The following is a 26,446-nucleotide window of genomic DNA, read 5'->3' on the forward strand; positions in this document are numbered from 1 at the left end:
AAGTTTTGTTCAGTTTTCAATGTGCGTACCCGATTGGGCAACTCATATATCATAGCAGCTTATTACCTTACGGTCAACTGTTATTTTGAGTTTTTATTGACGCTCGTGACTTAAGTCATTTGCACCAGTCCCTCGCAAGGAACAATAATTAGTATACTGACTTTGCCGGGGCAGGTCAATGGGTTTTTAGAAGAAAATCAACGAATCTAGAAAAACCGAAGAAAGATTCATAATATGAACTGAATCGTCTGCCTTTTACCCGTTAATCGCCTCTTATTAATTAAAAGACCTTCGCCCTATTCGTCAAAAGAGGTAAAGGTGGAAGGCTGAATGGTCATTAAGAGATCCCGGAGCTCATCCCCCGACTTAAAAGAGAGTGTTTTCGGAAGATCCTTTTCGACTTTTGCAAAGTCGGTCACGTGAAAGGAATAAAGCGGTGCCTGCTCTTCTCCCGGCAATTTAATCGTCGCCAGTTCTCCTAAGCGCCAAGAATCAAAGTCTTTGACACCCAAAGCGGCAAAGGACTTCAAAATCATGCCCAGTGACGTTTCCTCATGGTGCTGGTGAACATTGACTGCTAGGAATTCATCCTTGCCCTTCACATCTTCCACCAAAAAATAAGGGATCTCATTCTGATAGGCAATCACCGTTGCTGCAACTACTGTCATCGTCTCACTCCTTTTAGTCCGAAATTCCCAAACGTTTCGTCGCTTCCTTCAACCAACTTGGCATTGCCAAGGCAATTGGTTCAAAGCCAAAGTCCAAATGGTAGTTCGTCCAAAAACGACGCTTCACATTCGTGTTTTTGATAATTGGCGTATCCGCAAGGGGCATCAGGCTCAATTGACGAACTGAAAGCGAGATTTTCTGACTATACTGGTCAATGTCTAACACAATAGCCGTCACCTTTTGACCAACCGACAGTTCGTCTGAAAGGTTTTTTACCACGCCAGACTTTAATTCTGAAATGTGAATTAACCCCTGGGTGTCGTCATCTAATTTAACAAAAGCGCCGTATGGCTGAATACCCGTTACGGTTCCCGTGACTTGTTGACCGATTTGATATGTCATCACGCGACTCCTTTCTTTTTTAAATAAAAAAGTCCTCGCCAAAGGCTAAAGGACAACTTGTTCAATCACAATGTCTTTTACTGGTCGGTCGGCACGATCGGCTTTTGCTGCTGCAATCTTATCAACAACGTCCATCCCTTCGACCACCTGGCCAAAGACGGTGTGCTTACCATCTAACCATGGCGTGCCACCCTCTTCTTGATAAACCTTCGCGATTTCGTCATCATAACGGCCCAAATAAGGTTTCATCTGCTTTGGGAAGTGCTTGTTTTGAACAATGAAAAACTGGGAACCATTCGTATTGGGACCAGCGTTTGCCATCGACAAAGCACCGCGGATGTTAAAGAGTTCCTTTGAGAACTCATCCTTAAAAGGCTTCCCCCAAATACTTTGACCACCACGACCCGTTCCTTCTGGATCGCCGGTTTGAATCATAAAGTCATTAATCACACGGTGAAAAATCACTTGATCATAGTCGCCGTTTTTAGCATGGGTCAAAAAATTCTCAACAGCCTTTGGCGCTTGTTCGGGGAAAAGCGCTAAGGCAATATCACCAACGCTTGTTTTCAAGGTCGCTTTGATGTCATTTGGACCTAAGTCCAATTGTGGAAAGTCGCTCATCTTAATCCTCAGTATCTTGCACAACGGGGTTAATCACCACGTCGCCGGCTTCGATTTCTTCAAGGGCTTGTCCGACCGTTTTAACGGAATCAAACTTCACTTGCGTTGCAGGCATTCCAGCGTCCAATTCGCGGGCACGCTTTGATGCCAAAGCGATTAACTTATAACGTGAATCGACTTTTTCAAGTAACTTATCAACTGATGGGTAAAGTAACATGGTTTTCTCCTTATTATTCCGTAATTTGGTCAATCACGCGCGACACCCGAAGGCGTTCGGCTGTAATAATGGCCTTGATTCGATCAACCGCCTTTTCAACCACGTCGTTTTCAACAGCGTAATTGTAGTTAATCATTTTCTTCAACTCATCCTTGGCGGCTGCCACACGTTTTTCAATCACTTCAGCGGAATCCGTTCCGCGACCTTCCAAACGCATGCGTAAGTTCTTAATATCTGGTGGCGTCAAGAAGATATAAACGCCCTCTGGCATCTTAGCCTTTACTTGCAAGGCCCCCTGAACATCGATTTCCAAGAAAACATCTCGACCGGATGCTAAGGTTTTTTCAATAAACGAACGGGGTGTGCCGTAGTAATTACCAACGTACTCGGCATACTCTAACATGTCACCAGCTTGAATCTTTTCTTCAAATTCGTCACGGGAAACGAAGAAGTAATCCTTCCCATTCTCTTCGCCAGTACGAGGCTTTCGCGTCGTCGCTGAGATTGAGTAACGGAAATCAACCGCGTCATCCTCAAAAATCGCCTTTCGAACCGTCCCCTTACCAACACCAGATGGTCCTGATAAGACAATTAGCAAGCCCCGTTCAGTCATGTTCGTCCTCTTTATCGTCTTTAGTATCTAATAGTAGTAGTCTACCAGGAAAAGGCAACAAATTCAATCAATCCTTCCCATAATCCCGTCCCTCAATCCGCCACTCGTCCCTCATAAAACGAGACGAACAAAATACGAAAAGAGAAAGGCTGTTCCCTTTTTCTGAATTGTGGATAAATGACTGATATAGAAGCTTTTATCCACTCTTTAGATAAATTTAAGAAAGAAAAGCTCTTGCTTTTCCGAACAGTTGTTCGTATACTAAAGTCAACAGCTAAAGAGGAGGCGGCATGATGCAAGTTAAGCTTTCAGCCCAACCACAAATCAATTTTTTCAACCAACTCAAAAACAGTTGGACAAAAATCAAGGAGCACTTTGAAGTGGTGCCATTAAAGGAACAACAGAACAGCACCGTTCTGATTAACCGGTTAGAAGCGGCCATTAACAATGGTCAGCCCGTGGCCGTCCAAATGAACTACGGCTTTGATCAAGAGCGCATTCAAGACTTCTTTGGTATCGTCTTCCAAGACAAGGCAGGCGCCCTACTCATTGAAGATGAGATGACGAACCGCTGCCATCAATTGGCCCCCGCTCTCCTTCGCCACATCGGCTAAACCGAATCAAAAAGACGCAACGTCCCCTCTCTTGGGCGTTGCGTCTTTTTTTATTTCTCAGATCGCTTTGGTTCTTGTAAAAGTGCTTCAACACGCTGCATTGAAAGTTGTGCCAGCAGAGTGTTCACCGCCAAAATATCAACAAAGTGATCCAGACCTGAACTTTCTAAGGCTGCTAAGCGAACCGTGTCAACGGCCTTCTTTTGGTCAAGGAACTTCACGTAACGTGCAATTTCGCCCCCTAACCCATCAAGAGAATCCCATTCTGGTTGCCAATAAGCCATCAAATCGTTCTTAGCAAAAGTGGTTAACAGATCATTTGTCCATTCGCGGTGCGTCACCTGGTACTTTTCAGCTAAGCCCTTATGGAAAGCCAATAACATCTGAACTTCCTGCTCAGAAACCACATCCTTGATGGCCGTCTTCTGGAAAGTCTCGACCATTCGTTTACCGAAGGCCACTTCGTCATCAATTGCTTCTGGCGAAAGCTTCTCTTCCTTGGGTTCGACAGTCTTACCAGACAACACTGGCTGCGTGACCGCCAAGCCCTTATAAACCTCTTCAATTGTCGCCAAATCAAAGTCGTCATCTTCAGCGTTTTGGTTCAGGAACTTAAATTGCAGGTCATCAATGGCATTGCCTTCCGACATGACTTTGGCAACATCTTGCCCTTGAAAACGGAAATAGTTAACCGCAAGCACTGTTCGGATGATCATTCGCCAGAAGTTTGGGTCGAAAGCAGTCGTCTGAACGGAAAAGCGATCCGAAACGGAAGCTTCCTTGGCGATAAAGGCCTGAATATCGTACAAAACGGGCATCAGCACGATAAAGTAGCGCCAATCGCGATCAGAAGACTGGACCAATGCCGCCTCCATGACCTCATTGAGCTTAACAATCACGTGCTTATCCGAAGTGAAGTCCGAAAAGTTCTGCTGCACCATTGTCGCAATCAAATCATCCAAGAAGAATGAAGCCACTTCAAAGGTTTCCTTTTGATAACTGTGTTGCTTCGTCAAAAAGAATCGTGCACGTAGAAAGCCAGCAAAGTCATTGTAGTCAAATGGGGATAACTTTGCCTTTTGCTGAAACTTCTGCAAGCTTTTTTGCTTTTTGAATTTTTTAATTTGAGCTGATTTTCCTTGTTTCATGACAACTCCTTAAATACTTAGGTCGAGAAGGTACTTTCCGTGACCAAATTCCTTCATTTTGAATTGGAAAATTTGGTCTTTACGTGTTAAGTCGGGTGTTTTCACCGTCGCTTGTCGGTCACCTTCCAATTCTGCAATCTCGATGGCTTGGTTAATCGCTGACAGTACTGGAGCAAAAGCCTTTGGTTCTGCCGATGAATAGAATAAATCGGCGTGTCCATAGGTGTTTGACCGGCGCTGCAAGGAAACGGACACCTTGAAGCGGTTCACTTCAAATACTAAGTGATTATAGTTAAAGTCACGGGCATAGCCAAACAATGCGGATAGGTATTGTCCTGCTGGATACTTCTTTTCTGCCATACGGCTCCTTTTGGGCAAAAGCCCCTCATTTCATTTAAAAGTTCATCACGTGACCTCGTCTTATTTCAAAGTCACAATCGTTGCGCCATCGCCACCGGCGTTTGCTGAGGCAAAGTGGAATTCCTTTACTCGGCGATCAGAACGTAAGAATTCGGTGACACCTTGACGTAGTGCACCAGAACCCTTTCCGTGAATAATTTCAACGGAGGAAAGGTTGGCCAGCACCACAGAATCCAAATAGCGGTCAAGGTCGTGCAAGGCGGCTTCATAACGAACACCACGAAGATCAAGCTTAGCCTGAACGCGACCGGTATTACCGGAACGAGCGGCGGTCTTTTTCACCTTTTGTCGCTGCTTCTTTTCCTTTTGCGCCTGAGCGGTTCCTTCGGTCTTCGTCAGGTCATCTTCATCGACCAGCATTTTCAAAATACCCATCTGAACTTCCCATTGGCCATTTTTGTGTTTTTTCACCAAAGTTCCCTGCTGATTGTAAGATGAAACCACGACTTCATCGCCAGCATTCAGTTCCTTGACGCGTTTGGCCTTTTGTAAGACCTTGTTCTTTTCAAGCTTATCCGATTGTTGCAAGGCAGCAATCGCTTGCTTTTGCTTCTGAAGATCTTGTTCGGACATCTTTTTCTGCTGCCCACCAGCCAAGCGTTCGGCCCGAATGGACTTAATTAATTGATCCGCTTCATCGCGGGTCTTTTTAACCAGCTCATTAGCCCTTTGCTTGGCATCGAGCATGACTTTGGCCTGCTCTTTTTCGATCTTCAGTTGTTTTTCTTCTAGTGTCTTTTGTAAGCGATCGGTTTGTTTTTGCTCTTCACTCAAGCGTGCCCGCTCACTCTTGACCGCTTGCCGTTGATCAACCAGGTCCTTAATCATGTCATTGAGCTGCTGGTCTTCTGGGTTCACCATTGTTTTGGCATCATCCAAAACATCCTTTGAAAAACCGAGTCGAGCAGCAATGGCAAGGGCGTTCGACTGTCCTGGAACACCGATTAGCAATTGGTAAGTCGGCTGCAAAGTTGCCACATCGAAGACCATTGAGGCATTTTCCGTTTCGGACCGCTCGTTTCCATACAGCTTTAATTCGGGATAGTGCGTGGTGGCAATGGTTTTTGCACCAAGCGCCTTCGTCTTATCCAAAATGGCCATGGCCAGGGCTGCCCCTTCGGCTGGATCCGTTCCGGCGCCTAATTCATCAAAGATCACGAGACTGTTTTCATTTGTTTGAGACAAAATGCCCTTGATATTTTCCATATGTGATGAAAAAGTCGATAGATTCTGCTCAATTGACTGTTCATCCCCAATATCGGCAAAGATGTCTTCAAAAACGGTCACCGTTGATGGCCGAGCCACTGTGATAAAGAGACCGGATTGGGCCAACAGCTGCAGCAGGCCCAGTGTTTTAATCGTGATGGTTTTACCACCCGTGTTTGGCCCTGTAATAATCAACGTTTCAAAGTCACCGCCAAGACGAATATCATTTTTAACGGCCTTTTCTTCGCCGATCAACGGATGCCAGGCCTGGACCAAAGACACTTCCTTTTTTTCAGACAGTTCGGGTGCCATCGCATTTTGAGCTTTGGCGAGACGGGCCTTGGCGTTAATAAAGTCTAGCTGCCCCAAAACAAAAGCGTTTTGGCGCAGGTCTTCTTCGTGTTCCGCCAATAAAACAGAAAGCTCGGCCAGCACGCGGTCTTCCTCGGCTAATGCCAAGACGCGAACTTCTGACAAGTCGTTTGCTAATTCAACCACTGCCTGTGGTTCAATGTAGTAAGTTTGACCGGATTGACTCTGATCATGAACGATTCCGGGCACTTGATGTCGGTATTCGACTTTGACAGGTAAGACATAGCGATCAGCACGCTTCGTCACGATGGTTTCGGACAGATAGCGTGCGGATTTACCACGGGTATAGTTAGCTAAGCGATCTCTTATGGCTGCTTCCTTTCCAGCCATTTGCCGGCGGAAGGAGGCTAAGGCTGATGAGGCCGAATCGAGCACGCGGCCCTGTTCGTCAATCGTCTGGGCTACCTTCTTGGTTAGCTCTGGTAAGAGAATCAGTTGATCAACCTTTGCCTGCAACCGTGGCAACGATCCCTGTAGGTCGTCTGCCTCAATGCGTTCAAAGAAATGCGCAACCGCAGCGGTCGCCTGCAAGACTTTGGCTAGGGAGACGATTTCGCTACCACTAAGCGACGCTTCGATTTGCAAACGGCGCGCTTGCTCTTGAATGTCTTCCAAATTTGGTAAAGCCAAGCCACCGTGCAGCCGTTCAACCATTGTGGCTTCCGCTGTTTCTTGGAGCCACTCGGCCACTTCAGCATAGGAAGAAGATGGTTGCAAAGCCGCCACCATCTTTTCGCCCTGAGCCGTCTGGACATAGGGCAGAAGCATTTGTTTTACTTTTTCGTATTCAAGTGTTTGAAGAACTTTTTGATTCATAAGACCTCAGTAATTAAAGCCACCATTGATAAATTTGATTTGAAATGATGGGGAATTGATCCAAATAGTGATTTAAGAATTGGTTTTCCGCAAACTGGCCCTGCAACCAGGCGTTTGGAATAACCGACAAAATTTCAAGGCAAAAGAAAGAAAGGACCAGTCCCAAAACAAGGGACAGGGCTGCGCCTAGTAGGCCATCGACTTTGCCTAAGAAAGGAATGCGGCGCACGAAATGCACCGACCGTAGCAAGAAATGGCCAACGAATGTCCCGAGCGCCATGATTAGTGCAAAGGCAAGGCCCGATGCGAGAAAAGTCGATCCTGAACTCGCCCAAGAACTTGGTACCGATGGCCGAGCAAACTGGCCCGAAATCCATCCAGAAAAAACAGTTGAGAGGGGCTTTGAAAGGACGGTTGCCACGTAAAGAATCAGTCCCCATAGGACAATCCGTGCCAGACTCGTCACAAATCCAGTCCGATAGCCCGAATGGACCATCAGAATTAAAAAGATTATGCCAATCCACATGAGTACCATGGGCGTCCTCCTAAAAAATAGGCGAGCAAAAAGGCTCACCTGAATCCTCTCAATTATACCATTAAAACTGCTATAATTAAGGCATGCAAACTGTGATTTTACTGACAAACGAAGGCCTAAAACAGGTCAAAGCGGCCTATTCGAAGGAACTCGTTCGGCCCGCACCGAAAAACAGCCTTTTTCAAGCAAAGAAAAACGGCCTGACAATCACTGGCTACTCTTCTGGCAAAGTGCTTTTTCAAGGAAAAGAAACGGATCACGAAGCGGCTCGCTTTCAGTCCCTCATTAAAAAAGGTGAAAAAATGACCCAACACAACCAACAGCGGTCTAAATCGACCAAGAGCAGTCGGCCAAAACTACCGGCCGGCTTCGCGGATTGGGGGGTCATTGGTTCGGATGAGGTGGGTGCTGGTGCTTACTTCGGTCCGCTAACCACCGCAGCGGTCTACGTTCCGGCAGATCAGGTCGAAAAGCTCCGTGAACTTGGTTTTGCCGACTCAAAAACCTTGACCGATGACAAAATTAAGAAGTTAGCCCCCTACATTCTGGAGCATTTACCCTATCACATTGTCAATTTAATCCCTGACTTTTATAATCAAAAACAAGAAAGCGGTCAAAACGTTGTCGCGATGAAGGCCCTCTCCCACAACTTCACGCACAATCAGGTTCTAAAAAAGATTGGGCAAGAAAAAAGGCCCGATGCCATTCTGGTCGATCAATTTGTCCAGGGGTCCTCCTACTATCGCTACCTAGAAAAGAACCACCAACCAAGGCCGGACCTGCCGACTTATTTCATTACAAAAGGGGAAACCGAGCACGTCGCCGTGGCGGCCGCCTCGGTCCTTGCCCGCTATGTCGAATTACGCAGTATGGCCGAACTGAGTCAAGAAGCCGGCGTCACCTTGCCCATTGGTGCCGGAAAAGAGGCTGATCGAATCGCTGCTTCCTTAATGAATCAAGGCAAAGACTTACGACACTTTGCGAAGCTCCACTTTGCCAATACAAAAAAAGCCCAGGCCTTTCGTTAAACGAAGCCAAAGAAAAACACCGCTTTCATCAAAAGTCGGTGTTTTTTCTTTACTTATTCAAATCAAGATCCGTTTCTTCAAGTTCGATGTCTTCTTGATTGTCATCTTCACTTGGAACAACGGAATCAGACAGTGCTTCTTTTGATGACACATACGAAGCCTTTGCCTGTTCGATGTATGGCTGAACTGCCGTTGATGCCTTGTCAACCATGTCAGCCAATTGGCTTTGAACGTCGTTTAACTTGGCTTTCAGGTTTTCTTGATCTTGTTCGGACTTAGATAGCTTATATGCGGCTGATGCGCCCATGGCAAAGAGAAAACCTGCCAGTACTTTAGTTGATGCTTTCATGATTGATCCTTTCACTTTGCCTTCTTTGAGGACTTTTTGAAGAGTTTTGACAAGACGAGGGCAAAACCAGTCTTGGTTGCTGTCCCAAATCCAGAAACTGACGTCGATGTCTTACGAACGGATTGGTTCAAATCAGAAATCGTTTCGGACAAGTCAGCTGCGGCCTGTACCGTCACGTTCAACGTCGCCATTTTGTCATTGACATCATCAACCAACAGATTGGTATTGGCAATCAATTCGTTTGATGAACGGACCACCGTGTCCAAATCAGTCGTCAATACCGAAACGGAACGCGTCAAGCGAAGCAAGAATACGGACAAGGCCAACACAAGTAGCAAGAAGGCCAAGGCGAAAATTAATAGTGAAATCTGTCCTACTGTCATAATCTCTCCAATCAATAAATTTAATAAATAATCAAACCCATTGTAACAAAATATGAAGGAAATAACAGGAAAAAGGCGGTATTCGCCAGTTTGCAACCGCCGATTTGTTTTCAAAAAAGAAAAAAGCCCCGAGGGGCTTTTTTTAACGGGCGTAATCAACTGCTCTTGTTTCACGGACAACCGTTACCTTCACGTGTCCTGGATACTCGAGCTGATCTTCAACTTCCGCTTTAATATCGTGGGCGAGAACCGTTGCCTGAATGTCAGAAATCTGATCAGGCTCAACCATCACGCGGACCTCACGGCCGGCTTGAATGGCATAGGCGGTTTTAACACCTTGATAGTCACTTGCGATGTGCTCCAAATCCGTCAATCGTTGAACGTAATTTTCAAGCGACTCGGAACGAGCCCCTGGACGAGCAGCTGATATGGCATCGGCCGCTGTGACCAGTTCAGCAAGTGGTGATGTTGCTTCCGTATCACCGTGGTGGGCGGCGATGGCATTAACGACATTGGCCTTTTCATGATACTTTTCTGCAATTCGAACACCGAGTTCAACGTGAGAACCTTCAACTTCGGCATCGACGGCTTTTCCAATATCATGTAAAAGTCCGGCACGCTTTGCTTGTGCGACATCCATTTTAAATTCTGAAGCCATTAAACCAGTGAGTTTAGCGACTTCTAGAGAGTGTTGTAAGACATTTTGGCCATAAGAAGTACGGTAATTCATGCGACCAACCAACTTAATCAAGTCGGGGTGCAAACCGCGGATTCCCAATTCAAAGACTGCTTCTTCACCCTTTTGACGAATGTTTTCATCCATCTGACGGCGAGCCTTTTCAACTGCTTCTTCAATCTTTGCAGGATTGATTCGGCCATCGGCAATCAGCGCCTCCAAGGCGTTTTTAGCAATCTGTCGGCGGAGTGGGTCAAAACCAGACAAAACGACGGATTCTGGCGTATCATCGATAATCAAGTCGATACCCGTCAGCGATTCAATCGTTCGAATGTTTCGTCCTTCGCGACCAATAATCCGGCCCTTCATGTCCTCGCTAGGCAAGTTCACAACGGAAACCGTCACATCGGAAACCGTGTCGGCAGCAGAGCGTTGGATTGCCTCCACCACTAGGTTACGGGCACGCTTCTCCCCTTCGTTTTTAGCGTCTTGTTCATATTCTTGAATCAAGGCTGCCCGCTCTTTTTCGAGTTGGGCTTTGGAAGTCGACAAGATGACGTCTTTGGCTTGATCCCTGGTCATTTGACCAATTTCTTCAAGCTTACTCTCTTGTTCGGAAAGCTTTTGCTGTGCCGCTTCTTCCTTTTCAGTCGCCGCATCCAAACGGTTTTGCAACTTTGTTTCTTTCTTAATCAAAGAAGCATCGCGTTCATTTAACGTGGCGTCCTTCTTGTCCAGTGTATCAATCCGGTCTTGCAGACGTGTTTCCTGTCCTTCGACTCGCTTTTGGCGATCGGCAAGGGATTGTTCAACCTGGTGACGATACTCTTGGGCGTAGACCTTCGCATCGACTTCAGCGGATTTTTTAATGCTTTTTGCTTCGTCTTCTGCTTGTTTTAAAATGTTTGTTGCCATCTGCTTAGCGTTATTCAAACGAATCTGATCCAGAATCTTTTTCGTTAAATAACCACCAGCTAAGCCGATGAAAAGTGCAAAGAGTGCTGAGATAATGATAGTCAGCATATTCTTTTCCTTTCAGTCATGAATTTTAATTCAATTCACATGTCTAGTATAGACAAAAGACAGCCGCCGGTCAATTAGAGAAAGGATTAAAAAGCTCCTAGAATTCTTTTATTTAGACGATTAAACGGGACTTTTTAGCGCGAAGTAACCGATTAAAAATTTTATGAGCAGGCGGCTGAATTTTCTAAATAAGAAAAAGGGACCATCAAATGATCGCCCTTTTTCTTATCGTTTAAATTGTCGGTTCAAATCACGCTCGACATCCCGTTTCTTAATCGATTGCCGCTTGTCATACTGCTTTTTTCCACGGCCGACACCAATTAATACCTTAGCGAAGCCTTTTTTTAGGTAAACCTTTAACGGTACCACGGTCACACCGCTTTCCTTCACCAACACTTCGAGATGCTGAATCTGTTTTTTATGCAAAAGCAAAATGCGCGAACGTAAAGGATCAACATTAAATTGATTGCCTTGTTCATAAGTGGCAATGTGCACGTTCGTCAGGTAGGCCTGCCCGTCATGCACCGTCACAAAGCCATCCCCAATGGTAATTTGTCCGGCACGAACGGACTTGATTTCCGTCCCTGTTAAGACAATGCCGGCCTCAAAAGTCTCTTCAATCGCGTAGTTAAAACGAGCCTTTCGATTGGTTGCCAGAGCATCATTTTGAACTTGTTTTTTCTTTGCCATGGCAGCTCCTTTCGCTAACGACTTACTTCTGCTTCATTTGGAAGGGGTGCTTGTGGTTTTGACCAGACTTGGCAGCCTGCTGGCCCCTCTTTTGATTGCCATTCGAACGGCCTTGGACTGACTGACCCTGGCTCTTTCTCTGCCCATCTTGTTTGCCTTGACGGTCAGAGCGGCCACGGTTACGGTCATTACCGCCTTTCCGGTTGCCACCGTTTCCACGCCCGCGGTTCTTGTCCCGCTTATCGCGACCGAATTGGCCACGGCTTGGCTGTGGGACTTTGATATCAGTCGTTGGTGCTTCTTCTGGATTGACCAGCATAAAGTCGACGGTCGAATCCTTCTTAGAAGCACGGATGACCTTCACCTTGACCTTTTGACCAATCTGGAAGATGTGGTGCTTGGAACGGCCAATCAAAGCCGCGTGCTTTTCGTCGTAGTCATAGTGGTCATCCGTCAGGTTTGAGATGTGAACCAAGCCTTCAACGGTGTTATCCAAGGAGACAAAGAGGCCGAACTTCAAAGCCGCGTTGACCACACCTTCGTATTCGTTGCCGACTTTGTCTTCCATGTACTCGGCCTTCTTCATGGCATCGACCAAACGTTCCGCGTCGATTGCCCGGCGTTCACGAGTGGAAGTATCGACCCCGATTTCTGCCAGTGATGAGGCATACTTTTCCTGTGCTTCAACGCCGTAACCATTCTTTTCGTACCACTTAATCAAGCGGTGAACCGTTAAGTCAGGGTAACGACGGATTGGCGAAGTAAAGTGCGTATAGTACTCAGCTCCCAGGCCAAAGTGGCCCAGTGGTTCTGGTGAATACTTGGCCTGCTTCATGGCCCGCAGCATCATCGTTGAAATCATTTGTTCGGTTGGGTCGTCCTTGACCTTTTTCATCAAGGTCTGGAGCATCATTGGCGTCACGTTGGCTGGATCTCCCTTAACCGGGTGGCCCAATGCCTTAGCAAATTCAAAGAAGGACTGCGCCCGTTCCTCATCCGGCGTTTCGTGAATTCGGTAAAGGAATGGGACCTTCTTCTTATCAAAGTGTTCGGCGACCGTTTCGTTGGCAGCCAGCATGAAGGATTCAATCATCCGTTCTGCAGTGCCTCGTTCGCGGACAACCACGTCAATCGCCTTCCCCTGATCATCGACGATAATGGAGCCTTCCGGTGCATCGAATTCGATGGCCCCGCGCTTTTCACGCTTCTTGGCCAAAATTTGGTGCAAGTCGCCCATCGTGTCAAACATGTCGGCCAGACCGGCGTATTCTTTTCGAGCTTCTTCATTGCCAGCAAGAATCTGGTTGACTTTGTCATAGGTCATCCGGGCGTGGGATTCGATGACGGATTGCTCTAAGCGGTGCTTGACTACTTCACCCTGTGGGTTGATTTCCATCTCCACGGACATGGCCAAGCGGGTGACGTTGGGGTTCAAAGAAGCAATGCCGTTGGACAACTTCTGAGGCAGCATTGGAATCACGCGGTCAGTCAAGTAAACCGAAGTGCCACGGTTGTAGGCCTCTTCATCGATGGCCGTTCCCGGACGGACATAGTGGGAAACGTCGGCGATGTGGACCCCGAGGTGGTAGTTCCCGTTTTCTAATTTCCAGGCTACAACGGCGTCATCAATATCCTTGGTATCAGCCCCATCAATGGTCACCAAAGGCTGATCCGTAATGTCTTGTCGGCCTTCCCATTCGGACTTCAGCACTTCGTTTGGAATGGCGTCAGCTTCCCTCATCACGGCGTCTGGGAAGCGGTTTGGCACCTTCTTGTTTTCAACGATCTGCATGATGTCCATGCCGGGTTCATTTTCAAAGCCAAGTACTTCCGTCACAGAAGCCACCAATTGCTTTGGATGAACGGCATCAGCGTATGATTCGACTTCGGCGACAACAACTTGGCCATCGTGTAAATCCGCATCGGCCGTTGATGATTCAACAATCACCTGAAAGGAGCCAACCTTTTTGTCGGAAAGTCGGATCTGGCCAAGCGTTCCCTCAAATGGGGAATCGGACGTGTAAACGCCAACTACTCGAGTATAGGCATGCTCGAGAATCTCTTCGACTCGTCCTTCTGGGCCTCGGTCAGCTGATTGGGCTGGCTTTACCATCGAAACACGAACCGTGTCCCCCTGCATGGCTTGCATGGTGTTATCGGGTCCAATAAAGTAGTCAGGAAGGTTTTCATCATAGCGAACAAAGCCAAAGCCCTTATCATTGGCCTTGAACTCACCAACGATATCGCCCTTTTTGCCCTGGAATTGATAGCTATCCTTTTCGACTCTCTTAACAATCTGATTATCAGCCAAATTTTCGAGGACGGCAAGCACCTGACGGTAGCCCGCTGCCCCTTCTAAACGAAGCCCATCCGCCAAGTTTTGGGCGGAAAAGGCTTGTTTGGGGTTGGCTTTCAAGAAGCCTTCCAATTGTTCTTTTACTTGCTTTGTTTCCATCTTTGTTTCTTTCTAAAAAATGCTAATAAAAAATCAGTCTACAAAAAAGTAAACTGACCTTATTGATTAATGAGCGGCTAAGTACATCAAAATAAGTGCAATGATGAACCAGAGAGCACCAAGAACCGTCGTAATTCGACGCATGATGGCCTCAAAGCCGCGAGACTTTCGTTCCGTAAATAAATCGGTTGCGCCACCAGACAAAGCTGACAGTGCATCTTGTTGCTTACTAGGCTGCATCATTACCGAAACAATCAGTAAGAAGCCAACGACTAGCAAGAGAATGGTTAAAATATTAGTCACAAGGACGCCTCCACTCGCAATTCATACTACTTAGTATAGCAAAGTTCCCTTTAATTTCCAAGGGACAGGCGGAACATCAAAACGCCACCAGCAACGGCAACGTTCAATGATTCGGCTGAACCAATCAATGGGATATAGAGGTTGGCCGTTGTCTGCTTGGCCAATTCTGGATCCAAGCCCTGTCCTTCGTTTCCCACAATCAAAGCACCGGCTGAAAGACCGTGAATGTCTTGATATGGCTTGGCTTCTTCGTTTAATTCTGATCCGTAAACAGGCAAATCATTTTCCTTGAAAGCCGAAATCCAATCGGTCAAGTTACCTTGCAGCACTTCCAAGTGGAAGTTTGATCCCTGCATGGCACGAACCACTTTTGGCGCGTACAAGTCGGCCGTTCCTTCACCCAAAACGACACCCTTAAAGCCAGCGGCATCAGCTGTTCGAACCAAAGTACCAACATTGCCAGGATCCTGAATGGCATCCAAGAAGAGCCAAAGACCATCGTGGACATAATTTGGATCAAAGGTCTTTTCTGGCAAGGTCACCTCAGCAAAAATGCCCTGGGGAGTCTTCGAACCAGCGATATGGGCCGCCACTTCCTTTGAAATTTCAAAAGCTGGCACACCGTGTGGAACATCGGGCAGGTGTTCGGCCATTTGCTCTTCCGTTGCCATAATGGCGTGGAATTTGGCGTTGGCGTTAATCGCTTCTTGCACCAGGTGCCACCCGTCCAAAAGATAAGTCTTTTGTTCGAGACGGCCCTTCTTCGTGGCCAACTTCGCCCAGGCTTTCACCTTATTATTCTGTTTTGATAAAATTCGTTCCATAATACTTCCTTTTTTTCTTGGACAATTTAGTCGTTTTCACGGTGTTGCTTGCCAGCGTTACGGCCTTGTTCGGGCTTTTCATCCGTCACATCGCGTGGTCGAAGATCTTCTGGGCGAACACGGTTAACGGTTTCATTTCCAAAAGATGGGCCAGCCTGACCGGCTGTTTGAGTGGCCGCTCCTTGCTGCAACAATTCATCCGCCGTCTTCAAAATCACAAAGTCATCTTCTACTTGCTTCTTCAAATTAGCGTGCATCAAGTGGGTGATAAATGCCTGCAAAACCACGAAGATTCCACCAACGATGAAATACAAGCCCAGCGCACCAGAGGAAACAAAGGTAAAGCCAGCAATCACAAGTGGCATCATCCACATCAAAGCGCCGGTTTGCTTCTTTTGTGCTTCTGGAACATGCAACTGTGTCAAATAGGCTTGCCAGAGGTAGATGACCAGCACCAAAACAGAGAACAGCACCTGTGGTGATGACAATTGGAAGCCAAAGAAGGTCGCACTCTTCAGCCCGTTGGCATGCATGATGGCCAAATACAAGCCGGAAAAGATGGGCATCTGAATCGCCATCGTCAACCAGGAAACACCGCCAGTTAAGGAAATGTTGTTTTCCCGGTAAAGTGCCATGGAAGCCATTGAGGCGGCCTGTTGTTCGGCTGGTGTTTGCGCACTTTTAACAGCTGCTTGCACCTTTTCAAATTCACGACGCATCTTTTGCATCTTGAGTTGTGACACGGTCGTCTTCTTTGATTGGTTCACCATGATTGGCAACAAAATCAAGCGAATGATGGCGGTCAAAATAATAATCGCCCAACCAATGGCGTTCACACCACCAACGGCTTTGGCAATTTGCAAAAGGATTTCGGCAATTGGCTTGGAAACCAAGGCATAAATTCGCCCGTGGACACCGTATCCACCTGTGAAGAGGTAGATGTCAAAGAGAACCACCAAGATCGTGGCATAGCGTTTCAATAATTTCATAGTTGCTCCTAAAAAGCTGATTTCAATTCGTTTTTTCAGTAATCCTCACCAATTATAGCAAGATTCGTCGATCACTGGGTTACTTTTCGTCTTCGTCGGATTCCGTCACGACCTGTTCAGTGGTTAAGGGAAAGCGCAAGCGGAAAGAAGAGCCCGAGCCAAGGGCCGACTCAACCTGAACCTGACCGCCGTATGCCGCCACCATCTTTTTGACGATGGAAAGGCCCAAGCCGTTACCACCCGGTTGGTAGACACGGGCCTTATCGACACGGTAAAAGCGATCAAAGATGCGGTCCAAGTCTTCGGCGGCAATCCCCTGGCCAAAGTCCTGCACGCCAATTTCAACCCAGGCGCCCGTCTTGGCTAAAGCCAAATGGACTTCCTTACGTTCGGTTGAATACTTCAGGGCGTTATCCAATAGAATAATCAGTAATTGCTCCAAATGGTCGGGCCGAATGGCAACGGAAGCCTTCTGGTCGAGACCGTTATCAAAGGTCCAAACAAACTCGGGATGCAGAATTTGAAAATCATGGTAGACCCGCTCCACAACTGGCCAAACGGCCGTCTGGACTTGGTCAGCGTTGACCGTCAACTTTTCAGCACGGGTCAATTCAAGCATCTCGTTAACAAGGACTTCCATTCGCTTGATTTCAGAAAGTGAGGAGGACAAAGAATCAGCCAACACCTCTGGGTCGTCCTTTCCCCAACGCTCCAAAAGATTCAAGTGTCCCTTCACAATGGCGACGGGCGTCCGAAGCTCATGGGAAACATCCGAGACAAAGTCCTGCTGTGAATGGACCAGGTTTTGCACCTGTGTCATCGTCACGTTCAACAGTTGGCCAAGGTTGTCGAGCTCTTGATTGTAGTGCACGGAGCGCACACGGTCGCTTGTCAGTGGATCTTCTTCGAAGGCCAGCATGACTTTGGTAATGGCCTTAACTGGCCAAACAAACAACTGAGCCAAGAGAAAGGCGAGCAGCAAGATGCCCAAAATGGCAAAGGCCAAAAACGACCACCACCAATGGCCAATGGCGGAAAAGACCGCCTTAGTTAAATCGGGGCCCTGAACAACCATCAAGCCAAGAATAATCCCGCAGGCGATTAGTAAAAAACCCACCGTTAAACCAAGGGTCAAGATGGCTTGACTCGTTGTCAACGATGAGTGTTTTGAATTGTTATTCTTACCTTTAGCCATCTCAGCTCCGCATCACATAGCCCGTTCCACGGACCGTTTGGATATATGAAGTCTTTGATTCGGGATCATCGAGCTTGTTTCGTAAGTATCGAATGTAGACGTCAACAACGTTTGTTTCAATCTTTGTGTCAAAGCCCCAGACTTTTTTCAAAAGCTTTTCGCGGGCTTGGACAACGTCGATATTTTCAAGCAAAATCAACAAGAGATCGTACTCACGTTTTGTTAATGAGATGATTTGATCATCCCGGCGAACCGTCCGGTTTTCCTTTTCCAACTTCAAGTTTTTAAAGGCAATCACGTTTAATGAAGCAGCCGATGGCGCCTTTTCAATGTCAATACGACGCATCAGCGAGCGAACGCGGGCCAACAATTCTTCGATGGCAAAGGGCTTGACGACATAGTCATCAGCACCGTAATCCAAGCCGGAAACACGGTCGATGACTGAGTCACGGGCCGTCATCATAATGATTGGCGTCTTCTTGACTTCACGCAGGCGACGGGCCACTTCGAAACCGTTTAATTCGGGCAGCATTAAGTCCAAGAGAATCAAATCAAAGTCTTCTGCAAGGGCACGGTCAAGGCCTTCACGACCATTCAAGACCGTCTCAATTTGATAGCCTTCATGCTCTAATTCCAACTTGACGAACTTTGCCAAATTTTCTTCATCTTCAACAATTAAAATACGACTCATAATCTTCTCCGCTGGCGTTCTGTCACGAACAGACTCAAAGTCGTTCGTTGCCACTCATAAATGAATTTCTTTTAATGGTATTTTACCACAGGTTCATTTATTATCTCATTTTTTAAAGAATTCGTCTAATTTTGCTAACCGTGGATCAAGAACCGTTTCCGCTTCGGCTGCCTCGTCTCCTTCGGCGGCTTCCTTTGGATGTTCTTGTAAGAATTCCGCTTCGGAAATCACCTGCCAGTCCTTTCCTTCTGGAAGCGGCGCCCCCGCCTTTTCATCTTCCGTCAACACTTGAAAAGGTAGGGCAGACACCAGGTTATCCAGGACGGCCTGATCCAAATCAATGGCGTTTTCAACGAGCGGAAAGACCGCTGCATCCTCTTCGAATTGCTCAATTTTCTTCGGGTCTTCCACATAGGTTTCTTCAATGGTCAAATCAGCGGCCCAAGAAACGGGTGCAAGCGAACGGGAGGAAGGAAGTGTCAAATCCGCGTGAAAAGTCGCCTGTAACTGATAATCATCTTGATCATCCACCGCCACCGTTCCGCTCACCTTCACGGGTTCAGCCGTCAAAATCAAGTCGCTAAAGCGCTCTTGAATCAACGGATTCAGATCCAGCGTTTCTTCGAATTGCAGCGGCTCGTTGCGATGCTTTTTCAGTTGTTGTTTCAGAAATTTCATGACTACTCCTTCTCTTTAATGTAATGAATGGGACGGCGGGTCAAGTCTTGACTCTCTTGGCTTCCAGCCTGGTCGGCCAGCAGTTGCCAAATCAATCCGGCCTTATAGTCCAGACGGAGGTTTGCTTTGGCCAAGCCCTGGTCAACACGCGAAATGATTGGCAACCGTGCACGGCGTTTCACTTCCGAAAGATAAGCCTGCCCCTGGTAAGTAAAGCCTAAGAGCCGAATGTATGAATCGGCCATGGCGGCCTGCATCTGATCGACTTTGATATTTAAGAGCGTGTACAACATGGTCCGCTGCATGCGGGCAAAGGTGTAGCGCTTCGATTTCACCGCCTTGATGAAGGACTGGTAGGATTGTGGGGCTTCCTTTGCCGTCGCAACACCAACCAAACGGTGCTCCAGGCCTTCGGCCATCTGGTAAACCTGGCCAAGTTGGCCAACCGTATCCGTCAGCAAGCGATAACGCAGAAGCTGAATGAAAATCCCCTCAAAAGCCAAGGTGTTCGGCTTTTCTTTCAGGGCCTGCAGCGTATCTTTGGGGACAACTCGCTCGACTTTGTCCCATTTTCCCTTGTGAAGCGCGAGGCGGATGGACGAGGCTGAGGCAATTTCTTGATCAGCATCAATGGTTTGATCGTGATAGGCCGCCTGCTTTCGGGGAATTGGTCGAAGCGTCATCGAAACGCCGAGTTTCAACACGGCTTTGGCGTAGGAAAAAGCCAAAATATCGTTGGGATCTTCCAACTTAAAGCCCGTCTGCGCTTCCAGCTCACTGGCATAGGCAGCCGCATAGGTCTGTGTTCGATCGACTTTGCCATCCTGACCCTGAATCGCTTCTGCTTGTTTGGCCAAGTCTAAAAAGTCAATCTCAGGATGTTCGGAACCAAAAACCAACTCGTCAACACCGAGCGCCGCTAAAATCTGAACGGCCCCCTCGGCAAAAAGATGGCCGGGTTGCACAGCGGAAAAAACGGGCAATTCAACCATCAGGTCCGCCCCGTTATGCAAGGCGAGCTTTGTCCGTTCCCACTTATCCAAAATGGCCGGTTCGCCCCGCTGCACGAAGTTTCCAGACATGACAACAACGGCAACGTCTGCGCCCGTGACACGCTTAGCCTCCTGTAAGTGGTAGGCATGGCCATTATGAAAGGGATTGTATTCGGCAATGATGCCAACTGCTTTCATTTTGTCGCTCCTTTTTGACAACGAATAAACCAACGGCTGTCGTTTTCATCGGCTTCTTTCTTAAAAAAGTCCGCGCCTAATTCAATCTTCGTAAAGCCGACTTCTTTTAGCATCGCTACATACTCAGCGAGTGGATAGGTCTGCTCATGGTGAACCTCTCGTACGATTTTAAAAGCGTCCAGCTTCTCATCGTAGAGGAAGAATTTCAAATCATGGTCCACTGAGTTTTCTTCTTCACCAAAAAAAGCCGTCCACATGAAAATCTTTTCTGGATCCTCATCATTGTTATAGTAAAAATCCTCATAATCGACATTAACCATCTTTGGTGTAATGACGTCAAAGAGGAAGGTTCCACCATCTTCCAAGTGTTCATAAACCTGGCGAATACCGGCGAGAAAGTCGTCTCGACTCGGCAAGTAATTCAGGGTATCAGCAAAGGAAACGATGGCTGGATAACGCTCTTCCCAGTCCGAAAAGTCACGGATGTCTGCCTGCAACAACCGGAGATCAACCGCTGCGTCAGCTGCGTGATCCTGGGCCAGACTGAGCATGGACGAAGACAGGTCTAACAAGTCCACTTGATACCCGGATTGGGCCAGCAAAACCGCTAAGCGACCGGCACCGCCACCCAAGTCGAGGATTTTACCAACTGGCACTTGTTCTTTAACCAGATCCGCCCAGTCATCGTATAACTGTCCGTCAAAGAGCTCGTCGTAGAGCGAAGCAAAAGTTTGATAGGGCTGTTCTTCTTCGGCCATGGCGGCCTCCTTTCACGTTGAAAGGGCCACTTGAGTAAAACCCAAATGGCCCCATGGACTTAATCGTTGATGTATTCTGACAGATCGATAGCCTTGGCATCGAACCAAAGCTTATCAAGGTGGTAAAAGTCACGTGATTCTTCATCAAAAACATGGACAATCACATCGCCTAAGTCAAGAACCACCCACTGGCCTTTTTCAAAGCCTTCAATGTGGTCAATTGGATAACCAGCAGCAACCACTTCCTCTTTGACCTCACGGGCAATCGCTTGCACTTGACGGGTTGAACCTGCCGAAGCCAAGACGAAGTAATCAGCTAAGAGCGAGACACCCGACATGTCCAATGCCGTCAAATCTTCGCCACGCTTGTTGTCAATGGCTTGCAAAACGGTTTGCAAGAGTTCCTTACTTTCTGCGACCATGTGATCTCCTTTTTACTGTTTCAAATACTGTGCCCAATCATTGTAGGCATCAAAAGTCTTCGGGTAAATAACCTGTTCTTTTGAAGCCAGATAAGACAGCGTGTGGGCCAATTGGTAAAAGACGCCCTGATTGAGGGATTCATCCGTCACCCGACGAGCTGTTTCAACGCCGGGAAAGTCACGCCCCTCTTCCAAGTAGTCAGCCATGAAGACGACTTTGTCCAAAGTCGTCATTTCCAAGTGACCGCCACCCGTTGTATGGAGGCGGATTGCTTGTAAGATGGTTGGATCCTCAATGCCTAGTTCATCTTGAACGAATGCTGCGCCAACGACGCCGTGCCAAATGGGATTGCCCCATTTTTTTAAATCAGCAGGGAGGCCAGTCGCATCGATTTTGGCTAAGAAATCGGCTTGGCTGCGTTCCTTGGCATAATCATGCACCAAGCCCGCCAATGCGGCCTCCTGTTGGTCAAGACCATTTTGCTTGGCTAACTTGACGGCGTAGTCTGAAACGCGCAGGCAGTGCTCAAAACGATGTTTTGAGAGATGTTCAGCCATCACCTTTTTCAACTTTGCCATCTGTTTTTCATCCAATTCGACCGTCATACTGCCCTCCAAACTTATGCGAGTTTATTGACTTCTAAGGAGTACTTGACGTACTTGGCGTCCTTTGCTTCTTCATACAAAAGAACGGTTTTTCCAATGACTTGGGCAACTGTGATGGCGGATTTCGCCTCAATAAATGCTGCCAGATCCTTCGCCATTACATCGGCCCCCTGTTGCACGTTGACTTTGATTAGTTCTCGTTTTGCCAAGGCCTTTTCAACTTCAGCTAACCACTCTTCTGAAGCACCGGCCTTTCCGATTGAAAAGATTGGGCTCAAAGTATTTGCTTGCGAACGCAAGTATCGTTTTTGTTTACCTGTTAATTGCATTAAATCATGGCCTTTCTCAAAAATACGGCAACACCTTCTGGCGCGTACCCCTTGACTGTCACACCAGCTGGTAAGGTAATGAAGCCAAGACCGGCAAAGACCAAATCAGCGGTCGTCTTCGTCTTGAATTCATGCCCAATCAGCTTCGCACCCTCTTTTTTAGGTACGGGAGCAAGGAGCCCACCATGGTGTTTCTCGTAAAAGTCGTCGGCACCAACCATTTTGGTCCGGTGCAAGTTCAAGTTGTTCTCAAAATAAAAAGTTGCCGAGGTCTTTTGATCCGAGACCCCTGTTAGCAAATCAAAGCGAGCCAATCCACCAATGAAGATGGTCTGCTCCGGATTCAGTTGATAAGTACGCGCTTTGATCTCGTTTTTCGGCAGAACGTACTTCAAGTCCTTATCCGCCACTTGATGGGCGTATTGGTACGCCTTAATAATGCCCGGCGTATCAATCAGCGAACGGCCATCATCGAGCGGAATGGCAATCTGGTCCAGTGTGGTCCCTGGGAAGCGAGAAGTGGTAATCAACTCTTGCACCCCGGTCTTTGATTTAATAATCTGATTAATTAACGTGGATTTCCCAACGTTCGTCGTCCCCACAACGTAAACGTCTCGTCCGGCGCGTAACTCATCGATACTTGCCAAAATAGCATCCAAATTAGCTGGATGGGCCGCTGAGGTCAAAGCCACATCAACCGGCTTAATGCCCTGTTCCTTTAGTTGACCACGAACCCAGTCTTTAATCTTGTTTGCCTTTAAGGACTTTGGTAGTAAATCAACCTTGTTCCCGACAACAAAAATCGGGTTATCCGCCCCAACAAAACGTGGCAGGCCGGGAATGGTTGAGCCAGAAAAATCAAAGAGGTCCAAGACATAGACGATGAGTGCTCTGTCTTCTGAGACTTGATATAAGAGCCGGATAAAGTCATCATCCGTCAATGAGACCGGTTGAATCTCGTTGTAGTGACGCAGGCGAAAACAGCGTTGGCATAGAAGTTGCTCTGATTCTAGCTGTTTTTGCAAAGCCGACATTGGTAAATAACCCGCTTCTTCTTTGTCAGTGGTCTGCATTTTAGCGCCACAACCAATGCAATAAAGCCCTTCTTCAAGAGCAGCGGTTACTTCTTCTTTTGTTGCCACGTTCGGCTGTTCTTCTACCATATTGGCTTAGTCTTCCTTTGCTTGTACGGCTTCAGTGAGGGAATCGTAAAACACCAAGCCTTTCTTCTTATAAATGATTTTCTTAGCACCATTTTCCAAAAAACGATTGGCCCAAGTTTGCCACATGTCCGATTCAATCAAACGTTCAACCAGAACGGAGGGCACCCCAGCCAAATGAGCGGCCCAAACATCCGTCAGCATTTGATCACCGACCATCAAGACCTCGTTTTTTTTCAAGTCACGTTCCTTTAAAACCTTTAAAATGCCGCGAGGCAGGGGCTTTAATGACCAGGCGGTGTAATCAACGTCTAAGTCGCCAACGGCCTTTTGGACACGTTCCCAAGTATTGTTGGAAACCACAATAACTTCAATCCCAGCGGCCTTCGTTTCCTTTAACCACGCATGCAGCTCAGGGGTTCCCTGTGGATTATTCCAAGCCAAAAGCGTGTTATCCAAGTCGGTCAACACGGCCTTGATGTGGTGCTTTTGCAATTCAGGAACGGATAAATCGTAAACCGATTTGACACTGTAAGTTGGTTTTAAAAAGTTTAGGACCATGGCGTTTCTCACTTTATTATTTAGTTCTATTATACACGAAAAGAGGGGTGTTCCGGAACAAAAAAAGACCCCGAAAGGGGTCTTCCATCCGTCAACAATTGGTTTAGTACCAACCGTTTGATTGGAAATGCGCAATGGCATTGGCAACTGATCCATAGCGAGCAGCAATGTATCCTTGCATAGCTTGCAATTGAACCGCGTAGTTACCTTGATAGTCTTGACCAGCCGCATAAGTTGCGTAAGCTGATGCTGACAACTGTCCGATTCCATAGAAAGAACCGTTTTGGGCATTGACGTTTCCGCCGGATTCACGTTGGATCAACCAGTTGATATCACCGGAAGCATCAGAAGTCGTCGTAGTCGTTGCGGCAGAAGATGCCGTAGAAGTCGTTGCAGTACTTGATTGGGTGCTTACCGCAGTCGCAGCAGCGGGTGCTGCTTGACTGGAAGTGTCATCTGCTGATGTATCTTGCGTTGATGCATCAGAATCAGAAGAAGCTTCTTGACTGACGGCTGCAGTTTCTAAGCTCTTAATGTTATCCAATGATGAAACAGCCGTCTTGACCGTCTTACCATTGACAGAGCCAGCAACCTTAGCAGCTTGGTCAGTCGTGGATTTAGAACTATTAAATTGTGAGTTGACAGCTGTCAGTGCAAGACCAACAACTGCAACACTCGTAAGTAAAATTTTATTAAACATCATGTCTTACATTATTCCCGATAAAGATTATCTGAAGATTAAAGCAAGGAAAGCCTTATTTAATCAAGAGAATAAGTAATCAAACCTCCGTTGTCTATCTGTTAAAACAACCGCGTTGAGCGGGCGTTCGTGTGGTGTTTTTTATCTATTTTTCTTATTCAACCAGTGGTATACTGGCCAACCCAATAGAACAATTATAACGGAAATCAACACTCCTTGCAAATCGTTGGTTAATTCTGACACTTCCACATAGATGGAACCAACGATGGCAATGATTGGAATCAGCGGATAAAGGGGCATGGAGAAGTCCCGGTTCTTTCCCTCTGGATCACGCCGGCGCAAGATGAAAGCACCGATGAAGGCCAGAATGTAAAAAAGAAAAGTAATGAAGACGGCGTAGTCCGTCAGCTTATTGGGATCCGTGATCCACATCATCAAATAACCAATGCCAATCATGAACCAGATGGCCAAATTAGGTGTCTTGGACTTATCGTTCAACTTTGCAAAGGCTTTGGCAAAGGGAAAGTCCCCTTTCTTAGCCATGGCAAAGAGCACACGAGGGAAGGACACGACTTTTCCATTCAAGGTCCCCATCAACGAAATGAGGATGGCCACGGACAAGAGCTTTCCACCAAATTGGCCAAAAGCCTGCTCGGCCACATGGACGGTCGCATTCGAACCAAGGGCGACAATCTTGTCAGCGGGCAAGGCCCGGTAGGTGCCGTAAGAAACACCAACAAAGGCGACAATCACAATCAAAATGCCGTAAATAATCGCTTTTGGCAAGGTCTTTTGTGGATTTTTAATCTCACCCGAAATGTTGGCCAGCGTCACCCAGCCATCGTAGGCAAAAAGGGTTGCCAAAACGGCCACACCAAAGCCACCACCGCTTGTCTGCATCGTTGCTGACAGCGTTTGTGACAAGGCGTCTTGCTTGCCGAAAAAGAGGCCGAAAATGATCAAAGCAGCGATTGGCAAAAGCTTGATCGTTGTCGTCAACACCTGGAAAGAGGCGGAAGCACGGTTGGGAACCGAATTAATCAAGCCAATGATGCCAAGGCCCACCATCCCAACCGGAACCGACCAGCCGGTATGCCAGCCAAACAACGAGGTGAAAAGCAAGCCAAGGTAGGCAGCAATCGCCCCCATCATGGCTGGACCGTAGAAGACAACCTGCATCCAGCCTGCTAAATAACCAATCGTCTTCCCGTATAGTTTCGTCAGGTAAATATAGATACCACCTGTCTCGGTCATCTGTGAGCCGACTTCGGCAACCGTCATTCCAGCCGTCAAAGTCAAGACACCACCAGCCAACCAGGCCAGTAAGGCCGAGGAGGTCGAGCCAGCCGTTTGTAAGACCGATCCTTGTTTAAAGAAAATACCTGAGCCGATGATAGTTCCAATCACCAAAGCGAGTGAGGACCAAAGACCAAACCCCCGGTTTAGTTCTTCTTTTTCCATTCTTCGACCTCCTTTTTTCACTGATTTCATTTATTTCAATACTAAATATTTTAACATGTTTTTAATTTAAGTGGATAAAAAGCTTTTGATAGAGATTCAAAGCGAATAAAAACAGCCAATGACGAAACATTGGCTGTTTTAAAGTAATCGAATATGATGACTCATTAATCTTCTTTAGTTCCACGAATGGCATCAGAAATCGTTTGTGCATTTGATTCACTTTGCTTACGAACGTTTCGATCATCTTGGAAAGCTGCGATACGGCTGACAACTTCTTCTTCAAATTCATCAACGTGGTTCGCTTCGAAAAATGGGAATTCAATCCGCTTTTCAATGCCCATT

At 47.1% G+C, this 26,446-nt stretch carries 32 protein-coding genes; 2 read left to right on the forward strand and 30 right to left on the reverse strand.

Going from position 1 to position 26,446, the window contains the following annotated elements; all coding sequences use genetic code 11:
- Positions 1-296: 296 nt before the first annotated feature.
- Genes G6R30_RS04905 through gmk form a run of 5 tightly spaced genes read right to left on the reverse strand, consistent with a single transcriptional unit; the run spans position 297 to position 2,522 of the window.
- Positions 297-668 carry a hypothetical protein gene (locus G6R30_RS04905; protein ID WP_213822065.1) on the reverse strand — a complete coding sequence of 124 codons (372 nt, stop codon included), beginning with the start codon at positions 666-668 and terminating at the stop codon, positions 297-299.
- 13 nt (positions 669-681) lie between these two features.
- Entirely contained in the window at positions 682-1,071 is a 390-nt protein-coding gene (locus G6R30_RS04910) for a CvfD/Ygs/GSP13 family RNA-binding post-transcriptional regulator (protein ID WP_213822067.1), read from the reverse strand.
- Positions 1,072-1,116: 45 nt separating this feature from the next.
- Positions 1,117-1,692 carry a peptidylprolyl isomerase gene (locus tag G6R30_RS04915; protein ID WP_213822069.1) on the reverse strand — a complete coding sequence of 192 codons (576 nt, stop codon included), beginning with the start codon at positions 1,690-1,692 and terminating at the stop codon, positions 1,117-1,119.
- A gap of 1 nt (position 1,693) precedes the next feature.
- Positions 1,694-1,909, reverse strand: coding sequence for a DNA-directed RNA polymerase subunit omega (gene rpoZ, locus G6R30_RS04920; RefSeq protein WP_213792852.1), 216 nt, complete (start codon positions 1,907-1,909; stop codon positions 1,694-1,696).
- 13 nt (positions 1,910-1,922) lie between these two features.
- Positions 1,923-2,522: a guanylate kinase gene (gene gmk, locus G6R30_RS04925; RefSeq protein ID WP_213822071.1), complete on the reverse strand. Its 600-nt coding sequence runs from the start codon at positions 2,520-2,522 to the stop codon at positions 1,923-1,925.
- Positions 2,523-2,812: 290 nt separating this feature from the next.
- Between gmk and G6R30_RS04930 the strand changes: the two genes are divergently transcribed.
- Positions 2,813-3,136, forward strand: a complete 324-nt coding sequence (locus G6R30_RS04930; protein WP_213822073.1) for a hypothetical protein — start codon at positions 2,813-2,815, stop codon at positions 3,134-3,136.
- A gap of 50 nt (positions 3,137-3,186) precedes the next feature.
- On the opposite strand, the gene G6R30_RS04935 is transcribed toward G6R30_RS04930, so the two are convergent.
- From G6R30_RS04935 to G6R30_RS04950, 4 genes are read right to left on the reverse strand one after another with little or no spacing between them, the layout of a single operon-like run.
- Positions 3,187-4,284: a metaphase chromosome protein 1 gene (locus tag G6R30_RS04935; protein ID WP_213822075.1), complete on the reverse strand. Its 1,098-nt coding sequence runs from the start codon at positions 4,282-4,284 to the stop codon at positions 3,187-3,189.
- A gap of 9 nt (positions 4,285-4,293) precedes the next feature.
- The gene (locus G6R30_RS04940; protein ID WP_213822077.1) at positions 4,294-4,644 is read right to left on the reverse strand and encodes a hypothetical protein; all 351 of its coding nucleotides are present in this window, start codon (positions 4,642-4,644) and stop codon (positions 4,294-4,296) included.
- 60 nt (positions 4,645-4,704) lie between these two features.
- A complete protein-coding gene (locus G6R30_RS04945) occupies positions 4,705-7,098 on the reverse strand; it encodes an endonuclease MutS2 (RefSeq protein ID WP_213822078.1) in 2,394 nt (797 codons plus the stop codon).
- A 13-nt stretch (positions 7,099-7,111) separates the two neighbouring features.
- Positions 7,112-7,633: a CvpA family protein gene (locus G6R30_RS04950; protein WP_213822080.1), complete on the reverse strand. Its 522-nt coding sequence runs from the start codon at positions 7,631-7,633 to the stop codon at positions 7,112-7,114.
- A gap of 83 nt (positions 7,634-7,716) precedes the next feature.
- On the opposite strand from G6R30_RS04950, the gene rnhC reads away from it, so the two are divergent.
- Entirely contained in the window at positions 7,717-8,661 is a 945-nt protein-coding gene (gene rnhC / locus G6R30_RS04955; RefSeq protein ID WP_213822082.1) for a ribonuclease HIII, read from the forward strand.
- Between the two features lie 49 nt (positions 8,662-8,710).
- Here the strand turns inward: rnhC and G6R30_RS04960 are convergent, their stop codons facing one another.
- The 21 genes from G6R30_RS04960 to G6R30_RS06230 all read right to left on the reverse strand — a co-directional run bounded on the left by G6R30_RS04960 (position 8,711) and on the right by G6R30_RS06230 (position 26,445).
- Positions 8,711-9,010: a hypothetical protein gene (locus G6R30_RS04960; protein WP_213822084.1), complete on the reverse strand. Its 300-nt coding sequence runs from the start codon at positions 9,008-9,010 to the stop codon at positions 8,711-8,713.
- Positions 9,011-9,021: 11 nt separating this feature from the next.
- A complete protein-coding gene (locus G6R30_RS04965; protein WP_213822086.1) occupies positions 9,022-9,393 on the reverse strand; it encodes a DUF948 domain-containing protein in 372 nt (123 codons plus the stop codon).
- Positions 9,394-9,535: 142 nt separating this feature from the next.
- Positions 9,536-11,092, reverse strand: coding sequence for a ribonuclease Y (gene rny / locus G6R30_RS04970; RefSeq protein ID WP_213822088.1), 1,557 nt, complete (start codon positions 11,090-11,092; stop codon positions 9,536-9,538).
- Positions 11,093-11,317: 225 nt separating this feature from the next.
- Positions 11,318-11,782 carry an SsrA-binding protein SmpB gene (gene smpB, locus G6R30_RS04975; protein WP_213822090.1) on the reverse strand — a complete coding sequence of 155 codons (465 nt, stop codon included), beginning with the start codon at positions 11,780-11,782 and terminating at the stop codon, positions 11,318-11,320.
- A gap of 22 nt (positions 11,783-11,804) precedes the next feature.
- Positions 11,805-14,237 carry a ribonuclease R gene (gene rnr, locus G6R30_RS04980; RefSeq protein ID WP_213822092.1) on the reverse strand — a complete coding sequence of 811 codons (2,433 nt, stop codon included), beginning with the start codon at positions 14,235-14,237 and terminating at the stop codon, positions 11,805-11,807.
- Positions 14,238-14,303: 66 nt separating this feature from the next.
- On the reverse strand, positions 14,304-14,540 hold the full coding sequence (secG, locus tag G6R30_RS04985) for a preprotein translocase subunit SecG (RefSeq protein WP_213822094.1): 237 nt from the start codon (positions 14,538-14,540) through the stop codon (positions 14,304-14,306).
- Positions 14,541-14,590: 50 nt separating this feature from the next.
- A complete protein-coding gene (locus tag G6R30_RS04990; protein WP_213822096.1) occupies positions 14,591-15,364 on the reverse strand; it encodes a TrmH family RNA methyltransferase in 774 nt (257 codons plus the stop codon).
- A 26-nt stretch (positions 15,365-15,390) separates the two neighbouring features.
- Positions 15,391-16,353, reverse strand: coding sequence for a membrane protein insertase YidC (yidC, locus tag G6R30_RS04995; protein ID WP_213822098.1), 963 nt, complete (start codon positions 16,351-16,353; stop codon positions 15,391-15,393).
- A gap of 79 nt (positions 16,354-16,432) precedes the next feature.
- Positions 16,433-17,548: a sensor histidine kinase gene (locus G6R30_RS05000; protein ID WP_213822100.1), complete on the reverse strand. Its 1,116-nt coding sequence runs from the start codon at positions 17,546-17,548 to the stop codon at positions 16,433-16,435.
- Position 17,549: 1 nt separating this feature from the next.
- On the reverse strand, positions 17,550-18,239 hold the full coding sequence (locus G6R30_RS05005; protein ID WP_213822102.1) for a response regulator transcription factor: 690 nt from the start codon (positions 18,237-18,239) through the stop codon (positions 17,550-17,552).
- Between the two features lie 105 nt (positions 18,240-18,344).
- Complete coding sequence (locus G6R30_RS05010) at positions 18,345-18,917, reverse strand: YceD family protein (protein ID WP_213822104.1); 573 nt, start codon at positions 18,915-18,917, stop codon at positions 18,345-18,347.
- Positions 18,918-18,919: 2 nt separating this feature from the next.
- Positions 18,920-20,107, reverse strand: a complete 1,188-nt coding sequence (locus tag G6R30_RS05015; RefSeq protein WP_213822106.1) for a nucleotidyltransferase — start codon at positions 20,105-20,107, stop codon at positions 18,920-18,922.
- Positions 20,104-20,865 carry a class I SAM-dependent methyltransferase gene (locus tag G6R30_RS05020; RefSeq protein WP_213822108.1) on the reverse strand — a complete coding sequence of 254 codons (762 nt, stop codon included), beginning with the start codon at positions 20,863-20,865 and terminating at the stop codon, positions 20,104-20,106. Before G6R30_RS05020 ends, G6R30_RS05015 begins: the two co-directional genes overlap by 4 nt.
- A gap of 59 nt (positions 20,866-20,924) precedes the next feature.
- Positions 20,925-21,287: a ribosome silencing factor gene (gene rsfS, locus G6R30_RS05025; protein ID WP_213822110.1), complete on the reverse strand. Its 363-nt coding sequence runs from the start codon at positions 21,285-21,287 to the stop codon at positions 20,925-20,927.
- Positions 21,288-21,299: 12 nt separating this feature from the next.
- Positions 21,300-21,893, reverse strand: a complete 594-nt coding sequence (gene yqeK / locus G6R30_RS05030) for a bis(5'-nucleosyl)-tetraphosphatase (symmetrical) YqeK (RefSeq protein WP_213822112.1) — start codon at positions 21,891-21,893, stop codon at positions 21,300-21,302.
- A 14-nt stretch (positions 21,894-21,907) separates the two neighbouring features.
- The gene (gene yhbY / locus G6R30_RS05035) at positions 21,908-22,222 is read right to left on the reverse strand and encodes a ribosome assembly RNA-binding protein YhbY (protein WP_213822114.1); all 315 of its coding nucleotides are present in this window, start codon (positions 22,220-22,222) and stop codon (positions 21,908-21,910) included.
- Positions 22,222-23,385 carry a ribosome biogenesis GTPase YqeH gene (gene yqeH / locus G6R30_RS05040; protein ID WP_213822116.1) on the reverse strand — a complete coding sequence of 388 codons (1,164 nt, stop codon included), beginning with the start codon at positions 23,383-23,385 and terminating at the stop codon, positions 22,222-22,224. Before yqeH ends, yhbY begins: the two co-directional genes overlap by 1 nt.
- 6 nt (positions 23,386-23,391) lie before the next feature.
- A complete protein-coding gene (locus tag G6R30_RS05045) occupies positions 23,392-23,943 on the reverse strand; it encodes a YqeG family HAD IIIA-type phosphatase (protein ID WP_213822118.1) in 552 nt (183 codons plus the stop codon).
- 103 nt (positions 23,944-24,046) lie between these two features.
- On the reverse strand, positions 24,047-24,646 hold the full coding sequence (locus tag G6R30_RS05050; protein ID WP_238476800.1) for an aggregation-promoting factor C-terminal-like domain-containing protein: 600 nt from the start codon (positions 24,644-24,646) through the stop codon (positions 24,047-24,049).
- A 138-nt stretch (positions 24,647-24,784) separates the two neighbouring features.
- Positions 24,785-26,104 (reverse strand): APC family permease, encoded by a 1,320-nt coding sequence (locus G6R30_RS05055; RefSeq protein ID WP_213822120.1) that lies wholly within the window; start codon positions 26,102-26,104, stop codon positions 24,785-24,787.
- Between the two features lie 164 nt (positions 26,105-26,268).
- Positions 26,269-26,445: a hypothetical protein gene (locus G6R30_RS06230; protein WP_238476801.1), complete on the reverse strand. Its 177-nt coding sequence runs from the start codon at positions 26,443-26,445 to the stop codon at positions 26,269-26,271.
- Position 26,446: the final 1 nt, after the last annotated feature.

The organism is Fructobacillus parabroussonetiae (assembly GCF_018437265.1).
Classification (GTDB): Bacteria; Bacillota; Bacilli; order Lactobacillales; family Lactobacillaceae; genus Fructobacillus; species Fructobacillus parabroussonetiae.

Coding starts and splice junctions, on each gene's coding strand:
- G6R30_RS04905 (WP_213822065.1), bottom strand. CDS start 668: ATGACAGTAGTTGCAGCAACGGTGATTGCCTATCAGAATGAGATCCCT.
- G6R30_RS04910 (WP_213822067.1), bottom strand. CDS start 1,071: ATGACATATCAAATCGGTCAACAAGTCACGGGAACCGTAACGGGTATT.
- G6R30_RS04915 (WP_213822069.1), bottom strand. CDS start 1,692: ATGAGCGACTTTCCACAATTGGACTTAGGTCCAAATGACATCAAAGCG.
- rpoZ (WP_213792852.1), bottom strand. CDS start 1,909: ATGTTACTTTACCCATCAGTTGATAAGTTACTTGAAAAAGTCGATTCA.
- gmk (WP_213822071.1), bottom strand. CDS start 2,522: ATGACTGAACGGGGCTTGCTAATTGTCTTATCAGGACCATCTGGTGTT.
- G6R30_RS04930 (WP_213822073.1), top strand. CDS start 2,813: ATGATGCAAGTTAAGCTTTCAGCCCAACCACAAATCAATTTTTTCAAC.
- G6R30_RS04935 (WP_213822075.1), bottom strand. CDS start 4,284: ATGAAACAAGGAAAATCAGCTCAAATTAAAAAATTCAAAAAGCAAAAA.
- G6R30_RS04940 (WP_213822077.1), bottom strand. CDS start 4,644: ATGGCAGAAAAGAAGTATCCAGCAGGACAATACCTATCCGCATTGTTT.
- G6R30_RS04945 (WP_213822078.1), bottom strand. CDS start 7,098: ATGAATCAAAAAGTTCTTCAAACACTTGAATACGAAAAAGTAAAACAA.
- G6R30_RS04950 (WP_213822080.1), bottom strand. CDS start 7,633: ATGGTACTCATGTGGATTGGCATAATCTTTTTAATTCTGATGGTCCAT.
- rnhC (WP_213822082.1), top strand. CDS start 7,717: ATGCAAACTGTGATTTTACTGACAAACGAAGGCCTAAAACAGGTCAAA.
- G6R30_RS04960 (WP_213822084.1), bottom strand. CDS start 9,010: ATGAAAGCATCAACTAAAGTACTGGCAGGTTTTCTCTTTGCCATGGGC.
- G6R30_RS04965 (WP_213822086.1), bottom strand. CDS start 9,393: ATGACAGTAGGACAGATTTCACTATTAATTTTCGCCTTGGCCTTCTTG.
- rny (WP_213822088.1), bottom strand. CDS start 11,092: ATGCTGACTATCATTATCTCAGCACTCTTTGCACTTTTCATCGGCTTA.
- smpB (WP_213822090.1), bottom strand. CDS start 11,782: ATGGCAAAGAAAAAACAAGTTCAAAATGATGCTCTGGCAACCAATCGA.
- rnr (WP_213822092.1), bottom strand. CDS start 14,237: ATGGAAACAAAGCAAGTAAAAGAACAATTGGAAGGCTTCTTGAAAGCC.
- G6R30_RS04990 (WP_213822096.1), bottom strand. CDS start 15,364: ATGGAACGAATTTTATCAAAACAGAATAATAAGGTGAAAGCCTGGGCG.
- yidC (WP_213822098.1), bottom strand. CDS start 16,353: ATGAAATTATTGAAACGCTATGCCACGATCTTGGTGGTTCTCTTTGAC.
- G6R30_RS05000 (WP_213822100.1), bottom strand. CDS start 17,548: ATGGCTAAAGGTAAGAATAACAATTCAAAACACTCATCGTTGACAACG.
- G6R30_RS05005 (WP_213822102.1), bottom strand. CDS start 18,239: ATGAGTCGTATTTTAATTGTTGAAGATGAAGAAAATTTGGCAAAGTTC.
- G6R30_RS05010 (WP_213822104.1), bottom strand. CDS start 18,917: ATGAAATTTCTGAAACAACAACTGAAAAAGCATCGCAACGAGCCGCTG.
- G6R30_RS05015 (WP_213822106.1), bottom strand. CDS start 20,107: ATGAAAGCAGTTGGCATCATTGCCGAATACAATCCCTTTCATAATGGC.
- G6R30_RS05020 (WP_213822108.1), bottom strand. CDS start 20,865: ATGGCCGAAGAAGAACAGCCCTATCAAACTTTTGCTTCGCTCTACGAC.
- rsfS (WP_213822110.1), bottom strand. CDS start 21,287: ATGGTCGCAGAAAGTAAGGAACTCTTGCAAACCGTTTTGCAAGCCATT.
- yqeK (WP_213822112.1), bottom strand. CDS start 21,893: ATGACGGTCGAATTGGATGAAAAACAGATGGCAAAGTTGAAAAAGGTG.
- yhbY (WP_213822114.1), bottom strand. CDS start 22,222: ATGCAATTAACAGGTAAACAAAAACGATACTTGCGTTCGCAAGCAAAT.
- yqeH (WP_213822116.1), bottom strand. CDS start 23,385: ATGGTAGAAGAACAGCCGAACGTGGCAACAAAAGAAGAAGTAACCGCT.
- G6R30_RS05045 (WP_213822118.1), bottom strand. CDS start 23,943: ATGGTCCTAAACTTTTTAAAACCAACTTACAGTGTCAAATCGGTTTAC.
- G6R30_RS05050 (WP_238476800.1), bottom strand. CDS start 24,646: ATGATGTTTAATAAAATTTTACTTACGAGTGTTGCAGTTGTTGGTCTT.
- G6R30_RS05055 (WP_213822120.1), bottom strand. CDS start 26,104: ATGGAAAAAGAAGAACTAAACCGGGGGTTTGGTCTTTGGTCCTCACTC.
- G6R30_RS06230 (WP_238476801.1), bottom strand. CDS start 26,445: ATGGGCATTGAAAAGCGGATTGAATTCCCATTTTTCGAAGCGAACCAC.